Source organism: Rhizobium sp. LjRoot258, assembly GCF_964254185.1.
GTDB lineage: Bacteria > Pseudomonadota > Alphaproteobacteria > Rhizobiales > Rhizobiaceae > Rhizobium.
Window position 1 is genome coordinate 358,958 of record NZ_CAXUST020000003.1, and the last position, 13,723, is coordinate 372,680.

The 13,723-nt window shown below is 61.3% G+C and carries 13 protein-coding genes; 3 read left to right on the forward strand and 10 right to left on the reverse strand.

The window, feature by feature from the left end; translation table 11 throughout:
* Nucleotides 1-15: 15 nt before the first annotated feature.
* The gene (locus ACSQ9D_RS30195; RefSeq protein ID WP_436285488.1) at nt 16-372 is read left to right on the forward strand and encodes a winged helix-turn-helix transcriptional regulator; all 357 of its coding nucleotides are present in this window, start codon (nt 16-18) and stop codon (nt 370-372) included.
* On the opposite strand, the gene ACSQ9D_RS30200 is transcribed toward ACSQ9D_RS30195, so the two are convergent.
* The 8 genes from ACSQ9D_RS30200 to ACSQ9D_RS30235 form a co-directional block, all read right to left on the reverse strand.
* Nucleotides 343-2,826: an SAM-dependent methyltransferase gene (locus ACSQ9D_RS30200; protein ID WP_436285489.1), complete on the reverse strand. Its 2,484-nt coding sequence runs from the start codon at nt 2,824-2,826 to the stop codon at nt 343-345. The genes ACSQ9D_RS30195 and ACSQ9D_RS30200 overlap by 30 nt on opposite strands.
* Nucleotides 2,823-3,575, reverse strand: coding sequence for a protein-L-isoaspartate(D-aspartate) O-methyltransferase (locus ACSQ9D_RS30205; protein ID WP_436285490.1), 753 nt, complete (start codon nt 3,573-3,575; stop codon nt 2,823-2,825). Before ACSQ9D_RS30205 ends, ACSQ9D_RS30200 begins: the two co-directional genes overlap by 4 nt.
* A 271-nt stretch (nt 3,576-3,846) precedes the next feature.
* Nucleotides 3,847-4,791 carry an ROK family protein gene (locus tag ACSQ9D_RS30210; protein WP_436285491.1) on the reverse strand — a complete coding sequence of 315 codons (945 nt, stop codon included), beginning with the start codon at nt 4,789-4,791 and terminating at the stop codon, nt 3,847-3,849.
* Nucleotides 4,791-5,510: a ribulose-phosphate 3-epimerase gene (locus ACSQ9D_RS30215; RefSeq protein ID WP_436285492.1), complete on the reverse strand. Its 720-nt coding sequence runs from the start codon at nt 5,508-5,510 to the stop codon at nt 4,791-4,793. The genes ACSQ9D_RS30210 and ACSQ9D_RS30215 overlap by 1 nt, the downstream gene beginning before the upstream one ends.
* Nucleotides 5,507-6,343, reverse strand: coding sequence for an alpha/beta fold hydrolase (locus ACSQ9D_RS30220; protein ID WP_436285493.1), 837 nt, complete (start codon nt 6,341-6,343; stop codon nt 5,507-5,509). Before ACSQ9D_RS30220 ends, ACSQ9D_RS30215 begins: the two co-directional genes overlap by 4 nt.
* A complete protein-coding gene (locus ACSQ9D_RS30225) occupies nt 6,340-7,161 on the reverse strand; it encodes a sugar phosphate isomerase/epimerase family protein (RefSeq protein ID WP_436285494.1) in 822 nt (273 codons plus the stop codon). Before ACSQ9D_RS30225 ends, ACSQ9D_RS30220 begins: the two co-directional genes overlap by 4 nt.
* Nucleotides 7,161-8,237, reverse strand: a complete 1,077-nt coding sequence (locus tag ACSQ9D_RS30230; RefSeq protein ID WP_436285495.1) for a Gfo/Idh/MocA family protein — start codon at nt 8,235-8,237, stop codon at nt 7,161-7,163. The genes ACSQ9D_RS30225 and ACSQ9D_RS30230 overlap by 1 nt, the downstream gene beginning before the upstream one ends.
* 9 nt (nt 8,238-8,246) lie before the next feature.
* Nucleotides 8,247-9,068 carry a sugar phosphate isomerase/epimerase family protein gene (locus ACSQ9D_RS30235; protein WP_436285496.1) on the reverse strand — a complete coding sequence of 274 codons (822 nt, stop codon included), beginning with the start codon at nt 9,066-9,068 and terminating at the stop codon, nt 8,247-8,249.
* A gap of 410 nt (nt 9,069-9,478) precedes the next feature.
* Between ACSQ9D_RS30235 and ACSQ9D_RS30240 the strand changes: the two genes are divergently transcribed.
* Nucleotides 9,479-10,615 (forward strand): Gfo/Idh/MocA family protein, encoded by a 1,137-nt coding sequence (locus ACSQ9D_RS30240; protein ID WP_436285497.1) that lies wholly within the window; start codon nt 9,479-9,481, stop codon nt 10,613-10,615.
* Nucleotides 10,616-10,624: 9 nt separating this feature from the next.
* Nucleotides 10,625-11,578 (forward strand): alpha/beta hydrolase, encoded by a 954-nt coding sequence (locus ACSQ9D_RS30245; RefSeq protein ID WP_436285498.1) that lies wholly within the window; start codon nt 10,625-10,627, stop codon nt 11,576-11,578.
* Here ACSQ9D_RS30245 and ACSQ9D_RS30250 read toward each other — a convergent pair.
* Both ACSQ9D_RS30250 and ACSQ9D_RS30255 read right to left on the reverse strand, forming a co-directional pair.
* Nucleotides 11,566-12,600, reverse strand: a complete 1,035-nt coding sequence (locus ACSQ9D_RS30250; protein ID WP_436285499.1) for a LacI family DNA-binding transcriptional regulator — start codon at nt 12,598-12,600, stop codon at nt 11,566-11,568. The genes ACSQ9D_RS30245 and ACSQ9D_RS30250 overlap by 13 nt on opposite strands.
* 162 nt (nt 12,601-12,762) lie before the next feature.
* Entirely contained in the window at nt 12,763-13,524 is a 762-nt protein-coding gene (locus tag ACSQ9D_RS30255; protein ID WP_436285500.1) for a DeoR/GlpR family DNA-binding transcription regulator, read from the reverse strand.
* Nucleotides 13,525-13,723 lie beyond the last annotated feature (199 nt).

The window sequence follows — 13,723 nt, forward strand, 5'->3', positions numbered from 1 at the left end:
TGAGGGACTGCTCGCATGCTGGGACTGCCGAAGCTCGACCGTATCGACATTAACATTCTCGGGCAGTTGCAGCAGAACAGTCGGCTGTCCAACGTGGATCTCGCGCAAGCTGTGGGGCTTTCTCCGAGGCCCTGTCTTGCGCGAGTGAAGCGGCTGGAAAAAGCAGGCTACATTACGAGCTATAACGCGCGGCTCAATCTTGGGAAGCTGGTCGATCACATAACGGTTTTCACCGAGGTGACGCTGAACGACCATACGGTAGTCGTGTTCGATGGCGGCGGCCTTGCCGAGAGGCAGGCCGCCTATGACAAGCGGGTAGCAGGGTTGTTTCCGGCGGCTGGTTTAACTCACGAACGGTTCCGATTCCGATAAGCCTTGCGACGTCTGCTGATCGTATCGGTCCCACGACCCGGCGAGTAAGGCCGGGGCGACAAGATAGAGGATGGTGGCGATCGTCACGACGCCAGTGAACCCGACATGCATTGCAAGCAGTGCGGCGAGGATCGCGCTCAGCACCGACGCACAGCCATTGATCCCCCACGCCCAGGGAATAAACTGCTCGGAGCATGCGCCGACATGGCCGAGGCCGAGGGGGAACGGCATGCCCATGAAGACGGCGAGCGGCGCTATGAGGAGGAGTGCGATCGCGATCTTCGCAGCATCTGGGAGTGCCAGCAGTCGTTCGAATATCAAGGGCAGCGCAAGCAGGTAGGTGCCAGCCAGGAATGCGATCACCAGGACCGCGAGGGTGATGCCGCGCACCGCCGATCCGCGTCCGACCGCCTCCGTCCAGCGCGCGGCTACGGCGCTGCCGAGACCGGCGAAGGCAAGGAAACCCGCAAGCACGACAGCGACAGCGTAGAGCGGATGGCCGAGGAACAGCACGAAGCGCTGGATGAAGGCGATCTCAATGAAGAGAAAGGCCAGCCCCAAGGTAAGGAAATAGAGCCCGAAGCGCAGCCGGTGTCCGGCTCTCCCGAGTGCGCGCCGGCGAAGCCAGAGCGGCAGCAGGATCAGCACGGCACTGAGGATCGCGGCCTGGACGAGCGTCGTCACCAGGATCAAGTAGCCCCAGTCGAGCATCGCTGCCCCACCTTGCGTGCGCAGCGTCAGGAGTTCGGGCAGCGCACGCCAGCGGAAAAAGTCGAAGAAATAGGGGCGATCGTCAGTGGCCGGTGCAATATCGAACTTGTAGCGCTCTGTGAAGTCGGCTCGCTCAGGGCCGAGGAGAGCGACTGCTCCCTCGTAGAGATATTCCCGGTCGAGTTGGTTGAAGCGGTTCACGTCGCTCGCGGAGATGCCCGGCGCCCAGGAGACGTCAAAGAAATTCTCGGCCGCGAAGCCGCGGATGGCTGCGATGTCCTCGCCCGTGAACGGCGACTTGGCGACGAGCAGCGTTGCAGTGTTCCAGCTCCGGATCAGCGCCAGGTGCCGGCCGGGCTGGGACACGCCATCCGCTTCAAGCGCTGCGATAGCAGTGGCGAACAGCTTGAGGATGTCGCGCGGCGGCACCCGCAGCCATCGCGTGATGGCGACGACGCCATCTGGTTTCAGTACCGCCAGGTAATCCCGCAGCGCCTCCACGGTGTAGGTGTAGTTCTCATGCATGCTTTGCACCCCGGCCGCGGCCGCGCTGAAGGAGTCAAGGAGCGGCATCTGGATCAGGTCGTAACGCTCGCCAGCGGTCGCAGCGAAGGCGCGCGCCTCGGCTAGATGCAGATGCACGTTCGGTCGGCTGAAGATGCCGCCGACGAAATTCGCGAAACGATTGCGAGCCAGGTCGATCATCTGCGGGTTGACCTCTACGGCGTCCACGATATCGGCTCCAGTGCGCAGCGCCAGCAGCACCTGCTCGCCGCCACCAGCACCGAGGACCAGCGTTCGCGGCCGCGCAAGCATGCGGTACGGGAGCGCCGCCGTTGTCCGGTCGAGATAAGCGACCGTCGCCGGATCGCCGCCATAGGCGGTCATCGCCGTAATACTATCGCCATCGCTGAAGACGGCGAGTTGCGGGGGCGGCTCTTGGGTGTTGGCGAGGCTGAGGCCCGGCGCGTGCCGAAAAGGGACGCTCGGGCTCTCCACGACGGTCAATAGTCCGAGCGGGCTTGATCGCTCCTCGACCACCCATGCATTCGGGACGTCGAGAGCCATGCTTAGGCCCTTGTACTGCGACATGTGCGGGCCGGTGGCCGTAAAGGACGGTGGCAGCCACATCGCGATGACCGCGGCTGCAAGCCCGAGGCTGCCCGCGGCGAGCCGCCGATGGCGAGCCATGCCCGTCGCGGCGAGGGCAGCCGCCGCAAATCCCAACGCAGCGATGAAGCGCAGTGCCGCAGAGGGAAAGACCAGGAACAAGAGTCCGACGATGCCCAGTGCACCGACCCCAGCGCCTACCAGGTCGAAGGCATAGACGCGTCCGATCTGGCCAGGATAGCGGCTGAAGGCAAGGCCGATACAGGTTGCACCAAAAAAGAACGGCAGGACCAGGAGAACATAGATGGCCGCGAGCCAACCGAGCTGGCCCGGATTCCAGACGACCTCGAGCGCGTTGAACGGCAGGCGTTCGGCACCGGCGAAGCTGGCAACCGCAGTGATGCCAAAGAGCGCTGCCGACGCTGCGAAGGCGGCCGGGTACCGTTTCACCAGGGGGCGGCGGGCCAAGGCAACGAACGTACCGCTCGCGCCGAAGCCCAGGAGTGCGATGCTTATGATCATATAGGCAAATTGATGCCACTGAATGATCGAAAAGAGCCGCATCAGCAGCACTTCGTGAGCAAGGGTTGCCGCCGAGATGAGACCAACTGGCAGCAGGCGCCCCGCTCTCATTGGACCCTACCTCCCCTCAGCGGCACAAAGGCCACCGGCAGCAGCTGCCGGGTCGTGATGCTTCCGTCCCGTCGCTTCTCGACCAGCATGAGAAACTGGGTCGCGAAGGGGCCGCCCACGGGGACGACCATCCGGCCCCCCTTGGCGAGTTGCTCGACCAGCGGCGGCGGGATGTGACTGGCAGCGGCAGTCACCACGATACCGTCGAAAGGCGCGTGCGCAGGCCAACCATAGTAACCGTCGCCCACCTTCACCTCGACATTGTCGAAGCGGAGCTCCGCCAATCGGGCGGCCGCCCTTTCGCCCAGTTCGGGTATGATCTCAATCGAGTAAACCTTCGCTGCGAGCGGCGACAAGACGGCTGCCTGATAACCCGAGCCAGTGCCTATCTCGAGGACAGCGTCGCCACGCCGAACGTTGATCAGGTCGGTCATCAGCGCGACGATGAAGGGCTGCGAGATAGTCTGGCCGTATCCGATCGGCAGTGGCCGATCTCGATAGGCCGCGCCGCGCTGCTCCTCGGGCACAAAAAAGTGGCGCGGCACGTTTCCCATCGTCTCCAGCACAGCCGGATCGATGCCCTGGCCCTCGACCGCTGACGGCGCCGAGCGGGCGTGCAATTTGATCGTCTCGATCATCGCTGCACGCTCGCCGAGGCGATCCTGAGCGGGCGCGGATGTCGACACCACGGCGGTAGCGCTCGCGAGAACCGCGGCCAGTAACGCTTGGCACTGGGCTAGTGGACGCATAAACTCTCTCCCGGCTCTGACGCCGAGTATAGTGGCCGCGGAGGCAATTTTGAAGAAACCTCGCTCGGCTCTCTGCCGCTCTCCAGCTTGAGACTTCACAACAACAACAAATCCTGCCCTAGAAACTAAACCTTCCGTCCAATACCCTGCAAGATCGGCGGAACGCGTCGGCAGTCCCTCTTCCTCCTAGATCTCAAGGGTGGCGAGGCCGGCAAGCGGTCGAGAAGCTTGCTGATCTGAGCCGAACCCCCGTGAGTATTTCGGCTATCTCTCAATCGAGAAAGATCAGGCTTGCAGCGCCAATCAAGCCGGCATGCCTGCCGAGCTGCGCCGGCACGACCGGCACGTCGCGATAAGCGGGCATCGCTCGCTCCTGAATGGTGGCCGCGATCGGTTTGTGAAGAAGATCGTAGCCGTAGGAAATTCCACCACCCATGACGATCATGTCGGGCGAATAGAGATGAAGCAGATTGGTAAAGCCGATGCCCAGCCAGTGGGCTTCCTTGTCAATCAGCGCAAGTGACGCTTCGTCACCTCCGCGCGCAGCCTCGACAACGTGTCGACCTGTCACGTCGCCGTCGTGGGACAGCGTTCGCAGCGCCGAGCCGTCGCCTGGTTTTGTCAGAGCCGTCGCACGCCGGCCGAGCGCAGTACCCGACGCCACTGCCTCGAAGCAGCCAACCGCCCCGCAAAGGCATCGTTCGCTCTCGCTCGTGATGGTCATATGGCCGATTTCGCCTGCGAGCCCACGACGCCCATGCACGATCCTGTTATCGGAGATCACTCCGCCGCCTATGCCCGTGGACACGGTGACGAAAACCAGCGAGGCCGCGCCGCGGCCGGCGCCGAAACGCCATTCGCCGAGAGCGGCGGCGTTCGCATCGTTCTCCAGCCGGACAGGCAGGTTCAAGCGGTCCTGAAGGAGGCGCGCGAGGGGGACTTCACGCCAGCCCGAGAGGGTCGGAGGTGCGGTGAGGATGCCCGCGACCGGATCGAGCGGGCCGGGCGCTCCGATGCCGATACCGAGCGGCCTGGCATCGGGAACTTCCGAGCAGGTTTTCTCCGCAAGCATCGCGATCTGTTCGATGACCGCATCCGGTCCATCCCTGGCGCGTGTTGGCACCGACGCGAACGCCAGCATTTTGCCGCCGTCGCCAACCAGTGCGGCGCGCAACTCCGTTCCACCCAGATCGAATGCAAGCGCAATCCTGCTCATCAGGGCTGGGTCTCCAAAGCATGCAGCCAAGCGATACGGCCCGGCAGATCCTTGTCGCCGAACGCCAGCGATCCGAGCACGACCGTCTCAGCACCTGCTGCACGCAACAGTGGAACGGTCTGTTCGCGGATGCCGCCGTCCGCCGCAAGAACGATCTCCTTTTCACGTCCGACACGCTTCATCAGCGAGCGCGCTTCGCGCAGTCGGTCGCAGGCTTTGTCCGAAAGGCTTTGTCCCTTGACGCCGATCGAGGTCCCGAGCAGCGTGAAGAAGGCGACCTCAGCGAGGAACGGTTCTGCCTCGGCGACCGGAGTTTCCAGCCGTAGAACGACGCCGGCTTCAGCCCCAAGCTCTTTTGCGAGTGCCACCGCGCGCAAGCCGGCTTCGCCGTTCTCGGCATGAACACTGATAAGATCGGCGCCTGCCTCGATGAACTGGCGTGTCTGCTCCTCGACAATCTCGGCCTCGACCATCAGATGCACATGGATCGGTTTTGCCGTCAGCTTGGCGATGCGGGCGACGAAATCGGGAAAGAACAGGAAGCCGGGCGTAAAGCGCGCGTCGGCAACGTCGATATGATGGAGATCGACATAACGTTCGATGCGGCGAAGATCGCGCTCCATATTGGCAAGATCTGCGGACCAGAGCGAAAACTCGCCGAGCAGTCTGTGCCGGGGCAGTGCGGCGATGGCGCCGACTGAGGGAGGTTTCGATGTCATAAGCAAGCAAGGCTCCGATGTTTGAATTCTGTGTTGAGGAATTGCAGGATGACGGTTCGGACCGCGGCGAAATGGGCTTCGGCATCAGCCGCCTTCGCGGGCACTTCGAGGAAATGCGCATTGGGAAGCGCGTCAGCCATAAACTGTGCGACGGCGAGAGGGTGAATGGTATCCTGCCGGTTGCCGAGGACGAGGGCGGGAATAGCGAGGTTTGCCGCGTCCTCTTGTGAAACGCCGGTTCCATCCGAGGCGATGTCGCCTAGCACGTCGGCGAAGGCTGGCGCATCCGGGCGCTCGAAATAGCCGAGTAGGGAAGCGAGATTATCAGGCGCTTCCACCCGCAGACGTTCCGCCGTCGCCGACTTGGCAAAAAATGCCTGGCCTTCGGCAAGCGGATGGGATCGAAGCAATGCCGCGATCTCGCGGATCGGCGCGAGGTTATCGGGGGCACGGTCAAACGACCAGGCCGGGCGGACCAGGATGAGACCCATGACGCGCTCGGGATGCGTTTTTGCCAGATGCAGCGCGATGGCTGCGCCCATGGAGATGCCGCCGGCGATGAACCGGTCTATTCCCTTTTCGTCCGCAGCGGCGATGACGTCGGCTGCAAACATCGCAATCGAGAAGGGGCGTCGCGTGCCAAGCGTCGAGCTGCCATGCCCACGGCACTCAGTCGTGATCGACCGCCAGTCGAGTCCCTCGGGGAGGACCTGTGCGACCTGCGCCTCGTTGCCCCCGAGCCCGTGTTGAAAGAGCAAGGCTTTGCCTGTCCCGTAGTCGTGGACTGCAAGGTCGGCATCGTCTCGTCTGAAGGGGATGATATGCGTCTTCATCGGATCAGATCCGAGAGGAATCTGGCGACGGCGGGTGCTTCCGCTGCCGCAAGACCGTGCGTGACGAGCGCGCCGTTAAAACCGGTCCCGCGCAGGCCGTCGATGAAGGCAGGGAAATCGACGATACCCTGACCCGCTGTCGCGAAGCGGCCATCGGCATGGCGGTCCTTCGCATGGGCCATCGTCACATGCCCGGCCGAGATATCGATCGCCCTGGCAACGATGTCGGCCACTTCGGCTGGTGTCGCCTGCTCGAAGAGATTTGCCGGATCGATCACGATGCGCAGACGCTTCGAACCCATCTCTCCGATCAGCCGCACTGCATCCGCGGCAGAGGTGACGATGTTTGCTTGTTCCGGCTCGATGCCAAGATCGATGTCGTGCCGCTCGGCGAGTTCCAGCGCCTTTTCCATTTCGGCCGCCATATCGGCCCAGGCAGACGGAAGAGCATTGTCCGGATGATGCATCCATTGGTCCCGCGTATGGCGGCTGCCCGTGCAAAGCGTCACGAGCGGAATCTGCAAAGCCGCCGCTGTTTCGATCACTACCCCGAGCTGTTTAAGCCCCATATCCCGCACGGATTTGTCCGGATGGGCCATGTTGTAGGTGCCTGAAAGTGCCGTGAGCGAAACACCGGTCTCTTCAGATGCCACGCGGATTGCGGCGATCGTTTCCGGCGCCACTGCATCCGGCATCGATGGCAGGCCGACACAGGCGAGATTGAACTGCGTCGTCGCAAACCCACTTTCACGCACGGCCGAGAGCACGCGCTCGGGATCGGTGCCGGGGAAGGTCTTTGCAAAGATACCAAGCTGCATCAGACCGATCCCGTGACTGTTGCGAGTTCGACGCGTTCGCCCGTTTCCACCGAGCGGGCGATGGCGACCATGGCGCGGATGGAGGCGATGCCGTCCTGGATATCGGCGCCGCGCATCGGCGCGCCGTTCAGCACGGTATCTGCAAGCCCTTCCAGTTGCCGGCGGAAGAAGTGCCCGTCGGCTCCCAGCGGCTTGCGGGTCGTCGCGTCCTTTTCGTGGAAGATCTCGACCTCACTCGCCCTGAGGTACCAGGGATTGAAGGTCTTGGCGATTACCGAACCATTTTCGCCATAGAGCTGGAAGCCCTCATGCCAGTCCATGCGGACCGCGACCGTCAGATCGAGATGACCGAGCGCGCCATTGGCGAACTCGGTTTCCACGAACCAGCAATAGGCGCCGGCGCGCTCGAGAAGGCGGGCTCGCACCGCGACGATCTCGCCACACAGGAAGCGGGCGGTATCGACTAGATGCGAGCCATGCGCCAGCATGAAATACTGGCGTAGGTCAGCCTTGGGATTTCCGGCGGGTTTCCTGGCGAATTTGCTGGTGATCGGCAGTGGCTGGACCGCATCGGTGTTGGTGTAGCGGTGGGTGGAGTCGCAGTACCAGGCTTTCAGCGCGAAAATCTCGCCGATATCGTCGCGGACAAAATCCCGGGCGGCCTCCAGCGCCGGGTCGAAACGCTTCATGTGACCGACCTGCAGCACTTTGCCGGAGCGCTTGACGGCGTCGGCGAGCGCCTGGCCTTCCTCGATCGTCACACCGGTGGGCTTCTCACAGAGCACATGCTTTCCAGCATCGAGCGCCTTGACCGACATCGGCACGTGATAGGCGTCTGACGTGGCGATGATGACGGCTTCGAGCTTGGGATCGGCGAGCATCGCGTCATAATCGGCATACATCTTCTGAGGTTCGTATGTCGCACCCATGCGTGCGAGCAGGTCAGGTGCCGTGTCACAAATTGCGTAAAGGTCGGCATTCCCGGCCTTCACGCAGGACTCGAGATGGGCGAACTGTGCGATCGGGCCGCAGCCGAGCACGCCCACACGCAGCCGCCGGTCTTCTTTCCGGATCATGTCTCTTCCTCAGGCACCGTAGCGGCGCATCGTTTCACGGTTCATCTTTACGGCAGTCGCAGGGTCGGCAGCGGCCGCGTCTGATTCTTCTTCCAGGATCAGCCAGCCGTTGAAGCGCGGCGCGGCAGCGACGATGTCGATCACGGCAGGCGTATCGCAGACCCCCTTGCCAAGCATGGCCCATTTGCCGTTCGCATCGACGTCCTTGAGATGCAGATAGCGGATGCGGTCCTGATAGGTTCGCAGTGTATCGAGAATATCCTCATGGCCGCGCAGGATATGGCCGGTATCCGGCACCCAGCCGACGAGCTGCTTGTCGAGAAGCGAGAAGATCCTGTCATAATCGGCACGGTCGAACAGCAACGTATTGTGGTGCGAGCTGGGATGCACGGCGATATCCACGCCCGAAGCTTTTCCCAGTTCGCCAGCCCGATTGTAGAACTCCGCGGCGATTTCGAATTTTGCCTCGCGCGGTCCTTCGGAAACCACCGTCGCCGAGCCGATTGAAACGAGAGCGCCGGAAAAAGCGGCCGCGAAATCGATCCAGCGCTGTGTGGTCCTGAGGTCGTTCTCGATCTCTTCCTTGACGGTGAAGCCGCTTTTCGAGCCGATCGCGAAAGACACGAGCGTCAAGCCATGTTTCTTCAGGCTCGCGGCGAAACCATCGGGGCTATCTGCGTAGCGGCCGATCATTGTGTCGGTAATCTCGATGCCCGCGTAGCCGCCCTCTGCAATGGCCGTCAGCAGATCGTCCGGACTGCCATTCCAGTTTTTCCCGAGCATTTCCCAGGTGAATGTCTGGCAGCCAACTTTCAGGTCTTTGATACTCATGCCCTATTCCTTGATTTTGCCTTCCGTCAGGCCTTCGATGATATGCTGCCGGATCGGCATGACCGCGCTATTGGCATGATGGGTGAGGTGGCGAGGAACTCCCTGGCTCCAACGGTGAAATCTGACCTTCAGCTAGAAGGTTGCCTGCATACTGCGAATGCTGCCCGCGATCTCCTTCCCTAGGAAGAACGCGCTCGCTAAGCGACGTTCGTTGCCCGCTCCAAGTTTGTAATGCCTACCTCCACCGGCGAGCCGCGTAGGAACGCCGGATCGATATTTCCGCATGCTTTATAAAAAACTATCGCGCGTCAAGAAATAAAATGTTCTATAGCGATTGTCGCGGCAGCGATGCCCATCGATATTGGTCGAAATATTTGAATTGGCGGGGAGGCCAATTTATGGGAGCATTTATGAGACCCAGACTAGGCATAGGCGTTATCGGCTGCGGCAATATCTCGATGACCTATCTGCGTAACGCTGCCCTGTTTGCCGGAACCGAATTGAGGGCATGTGCCGACATCTCATCCGATATGTCGGCCTTAAGGGCGAAGGAATACGGTATCCGGGCGATGGAGGTCGATGCGCTGTTGGCCGACCCCGAGGTCGACCTTGTCCTCAACCTCACGATCCCGGCCGTGCATTTCGACGTGACGATGTCGGCGCTTTCTGCGGGCAAGCACGTCTTCACCGAAAAGCCGCTAGCGACGTCGGCTGCCGAGGGCCGCAAGCTTGTGGCGGAGGCCAGAAGCCTGGACCTTTTGTTGGGTTCCGCTCCCGATACATTCCTCGGCGCCGCCGGCCGCAGTGCGCGAAGCCTGATGGATGCAGGCGCGATCGGTCGCCCGGTCAGTGGCACTGCCTTCATGTTCGGCCGCGGCATGGAGCATTGGCACCCCAATCCGCAATTCTACTATCAGCCTGGCGGTGGCCCGCTCTTTGACATGGGCCCCTATTATCTGACGATGCTGGTCAATCTGCTCGGCCCGGTAAAAAGCGTCATGGCGCTGGCGACGAAAGGCCAGGAAGAGCGGCTGATCACGGCTGACGGCCCCTTCAAGAACACCAGGTTCAAGGTCGGGACGCCGACAAACGTGCTCTCGCTTCTCGAGTTTCAGTCAGGCGCGACGGTGAATTTCGGTGCGTCGTGGGATGTCTTTCGGCACTCCAATCATCCGATCGAGTTGCACGGCACGGAAGGTTCGTTGCGCTTGCCCGATCCCGATACGTTCGGCGGAACGGTCTCGCTCTCCGAGCGCGGTGCCGAATGGAAGAATTTCGAAAGCGAGGGCGAGTTGTATGGCGCCCTGAACTGGCCGTATAGTGCTCCCGATCGCGCCAACTATCGCATGCTGGGCGTTGCCGATCTCGTCCGCGCGCTTGGCGAGGGCAGGGCGCCGCGCGCGTCTGGCGATCTGGCGCTGCATGTGCTCGAGATCATGGAAGCGACCCTGACATCCAGCGAGATCAAGAGCGCGGTTGCGATTGCGGGCACAGTCGCGCAACCGCCGCCGCTCGGCGAAGATGAAGCCCGCAGCCTGCTTGCTTGAGGTGAAGCGATGAAGCATCGATTGGATCCCAGCGCCGCGCATGTCCTGGCGCTCGGTCGCGCCGCCAACCAGCCACCCTTTGAACTCGGGACGGTAGACGAGGCGCGCGCTGCTTATGACGTGGGTTGCCCGACATTGCAGGGCGATCGCGAGCCGGTCGCGGCCATCGAGGACAGAACAATTGCGGGGACGGGCAGCCCGATCCCGCTCAGGATCTATCGCGGAGTGGGTGCTCCGATCGCGGATGCGCCGGCCCTTCTCTACCTTCACGGCGGCGGCTGGGTTGTCGGCACGCTTGAATCGCATGACGAGATCTGCCGGTGGTTTGCAAATATCGGTGCCTGCATCGTATTTTGCCCCGACTATCGGCTGGCACCTGAGCACAAGTTCCCGGCGGGCTTGGAAGACTGCGTATCGGCTCTTACCTTCGTGGTGGAGCAGGCAGGCGCGCTTGGTATCGATCCAGATCGAATCGCCGTCGCGGGCGATAGTGCCGGCGGCAATCTGGCCGCTGTCCTGTCACTTCTCTCGCGGGATGGCGTTGCGCGGAAAATCTCGGCGCAACTTCTGCTCTATCCCAACACCGATGCCGGACAGACGGCCGACAGCTACGTCAGGTTTTCGGAAGGATACGGTTTGACGACCTCGACGATGCGATGGTTCCGAGATCAGTATGTCCGCGATACGGCTGATATTGGTGATTGGCGCGTCTCTCCCCTGAGCGTCGAGAATGTCGCGGGCGTGCCGCCAGCCTTCGTCGCGACTGCGGGCCATGATATCCTCGCAGACGAAGGGGAGGCCTATGCCCGCCGGCTTGCCGAGGCTGGTATCCCTGTAATCCCTAGGCGTTGGCAGGATCAGATCCATGGCTTCGTTTCCATGGGGCGGCACATTCCGGCGGCGCGGCGGGCGGTGGAAGAGGCGGTTGCCGGATGGCGTAGCTTTATCGATCACGCCGACTGACGCATCACCAATGTACCGTCGAGTATGATTTTTCGTGCAACGACCCCTGTGGCGTCATCGGCTTCGTCCAACATAGAAAGCAGCGTGTCGACGCTGCTGCGCGCCATGGCCGTGAAGTCTTGCGCCATGGTCGTCAATGGCGGGCAAGTATAGCGGCTGAGGGGATGGTCGTCATGGGCGGCGATGCGAAGATCACTATCGCTCCTGCGGCCGACGCGAAGACCACGCGAATGGGCGGCTGCCATCGCGCCGAAGGCGAGGCGATCGTTCGCGCAGAGAATTGTCCTGCCCGGGAGCGTACCAGCCGTGATCATTGCATCGGTCTGCTCATATCCCAGCCGCTCGAAATCCCAGCCGTAACCCTCAGTGTCGCCAAACACGACCGGCTCAAATCCGAGCGACTCCATCGTGGCGATATAGCTTGCCAGCCGCTCCCCGGAATTGTGATTGACATGCGGGATGTCGAAATATGCAGGCGGCTCGCCCGATCGGGAGAGATAGTCGACGATTGTCGCAACGCTCTGGGCGTTGTTGTTGCCAATGAAGGGCGTGTCGCCTTCGATGAACGTATCGAAGTAGACAACCGGAATGCTCTCCCGGAGTTTTTCGAAAATGCCAGGTTCGGAAGTGAGGCCTAGAGGCGCGATGATCGCGCCGGCAGCCTTCAACGACAACAGTGTGTTCACGGCCTCGGCTTCGAGATCTGGTAAGCCGTGGGACGAGATGACGATTGGCCAGTAACCCTCACCACGAACCAGCAATTCCAGACGGTTGACCATTTCGGCATAGAATGGATCTGTGATGACAGGCACGAGAATGCCAATGTTCCGTGTCCTCTTGCGGTTGAGGTTGCGGGCATAGAGATTAGGACGGTAATCCGATGCCGACAGCGCGTCCTCGATGCGTTTGCGCGTCGCCGGCTTTACGCTGCTCGGGCTATCGAAATACCTCGAAAGCGTTGGACGAGAAACGCCGCAGGATCGGGCGAAATCGTCCATGGTTTTGATCGTCATCTTGTCCATTGGCAATTCTGGTTGCACTGCGCCAAGGCAAGTCTGCGTCAGCTGATGTCGCAAAGGCGGTCAGTGTGAGGGCTCTCGAACTGCGCTTGTAGCCTGACAATATCGCATGCGCAAAATTTTTTGTTACATTGAGCACAATTGGCAGCGTTGCTGCCGCCGCCTCTACACATAGCGCACTTCGACTCCCAGCTTGTCCAACCGACTGCGAATGCCATGCGGCATGCCGGTGTCGGTGATGATCAGATCGACCCGTGAGAGCGAGAAGGCCTTCGACGAGGCGCCAATATCCCACTTGCTGGAATCCGCCACGAGGATCACGCGCCTCGCCATGCGGACCAGATTGCGTTTGGTGCGTGCAATGTCTTCCGAGACATCGACGACATCGAATGCGTGATCAATTGCATGAGCGCTGAGGAACGCCTGGTGGGCGACAAGACCGCCCACGGCCTTGTCGGAATCCGATACAATCGTGCTGACGGTGCTCGGAAAGACCCGGCCGCCGATCATATGCACGTCCAATCCCGGCCGATACATCAGATGCTGCGCAATATTCATGGCGGTTGTAGCCACCACGACATTGTTGACCGGGGGCATTTGCATGGCGACCTGCAGCAGCGTCGAGCCGCTGTCGAACACCACGGACTGGTTGTCGACGATCTGGCGTGCGGCCATCTGCGCGATGCGTCGTTTGGCATCGAAATTGCGGTTCATCCGTTCTTCGAAGGCTGCTGCGGGCGAACTGGCCGGCAAAGCAATCGCACCGCCATGTGTTTTGATCAGCTGCTTCTTGGCATCCAGAATTTCCAGGTCGGATCTGATCGTCACCTCTGAGACGCCGAAGTTTTCCGCCAGCTGGCTGGTGCGCGCCTGGCCGGTCCGCTGAAGTTCCAGCATGATCTGATGTCGCCGTTGTTCCGCAAGCATGTGTGATCTCGAATTGTCTTTCGGTTGCGCTGCTGAGCTTTCGAAAATCGAAAATGCATGGCAACCATTGTGGTCAAAGAAACGCAAGAAAAGGCGGTGCCAGCGTGAGCCCAGCCCGCTCTGGCGTCAGTTTAAATCAAAACGAAAGAAATCGAAATATTGAATATTCGTTTATTTTCGAGTTAGGGTTCTGAACGCG

What these genes read in the sequence shown, in the direction of transcription:
- ACSQ9D_RS30195 (WP_436285488.1), top strand. Translation starts at nt 16, where the DNA reads ATGCTGGGACTGCCGAAGCTCGACCGTATCGACATTAACATTCTCGGG.
- ACSQ9D_RS30200 (WP_436285489.1), bottom strand. Translation starts at nt 2,826, where the DNA reads ATGAGAGCGGGGCGCCTGCTGCCAGTTGGTCTCATCTCGGCGGCAACC.
- ACSQ9D_RS30205 (WP_436285490.1), bottom strand. Translation starts at nt 3,575, where the DNA reads ATGCGTCCACTAGCCCAGTGCCAAGCGTTACTGGCCGCGGTTCTCGCG.
- ACSQ9D_RS30210 (WP_436285491.1), bottom strand. Translation starts at nt 4,791, where the DNA reads ATGAGCAGGATTGCGCTTGCATTCGATCTGGGTGGAACGGAGTTGCGC.
- ACSQ9D_RS30215 (WP_436285492.1), bottom strand. Translation starts at nt 5,510, where the DNA reads ATGACATCGAAACCTCCCTCAGTCGGCGCCATCGCCGCACTGCCCCGG.
- ACSQ9D_RS30220 (WP_436285493.1), bottom strand. Translation starts at nt 6,343, where the DNA reads ATGAAGACGCATATCATCCCCTTCAGACGAGACGATGCCGACCTTGCA.
- ACSQ9D_RS30225 (WP_436285494.1), bottom strand. Translation starts at nt 7,161, where the DNA reads ATGCAGCTTGGTATCTTTGCAAAGACCTTCCCCGGCACCGATCCCGAG.
- ACSQ9D_RS30230 (WP_436285495.1), bottom strand. Translation starts at nt 8,237, where the DNA reads ATGATCCGGAAAGAAGACCGGCGGCTGCGTGTGGGCGTGCTCGGCTGC.
- ACSQ9D_RS30235 (WP_436285496.1), bottom strand. Translation starts at nt 9,068, where the DNA reads ATGAGTATCAAAGACCTGAAAGTTGGCTGCCAGACATTCACCTGGGAA.
- ACSQ9D_RS30240 (WP_436285497.1), top strand. Translation starts at nt 9,479, where the DNA reads ATGAGACCCAGACTAGGCATAGGCGTTATCGGCTGCGGCAATATCTCG.
- ACSQ9D_RS30245 (WP_436285498.1), top strand. Translation starts at nt 10,625, where the DNA reads ATGAAGCATCGATTGGATCCCAGCGCCGCGCATGTCCTGGCGCTCGGT.
- ACSQ9D_RS30250 (WP_436285499.1), bottom strand. Translation starts at nt 12,600, where the DNA reads ATGGACAAGATGACGATCAAAACCATGGACGATTTCGCCCGATCCTGC.
- ACSQ9D_RS30255 (WP_436285500.1), bottom strand. Translation starts at nt 13,524, where the DNA reads ATGCTTGCGGAACAACGGCGACATCAGATCATGCTGGAACTTCAGCGG.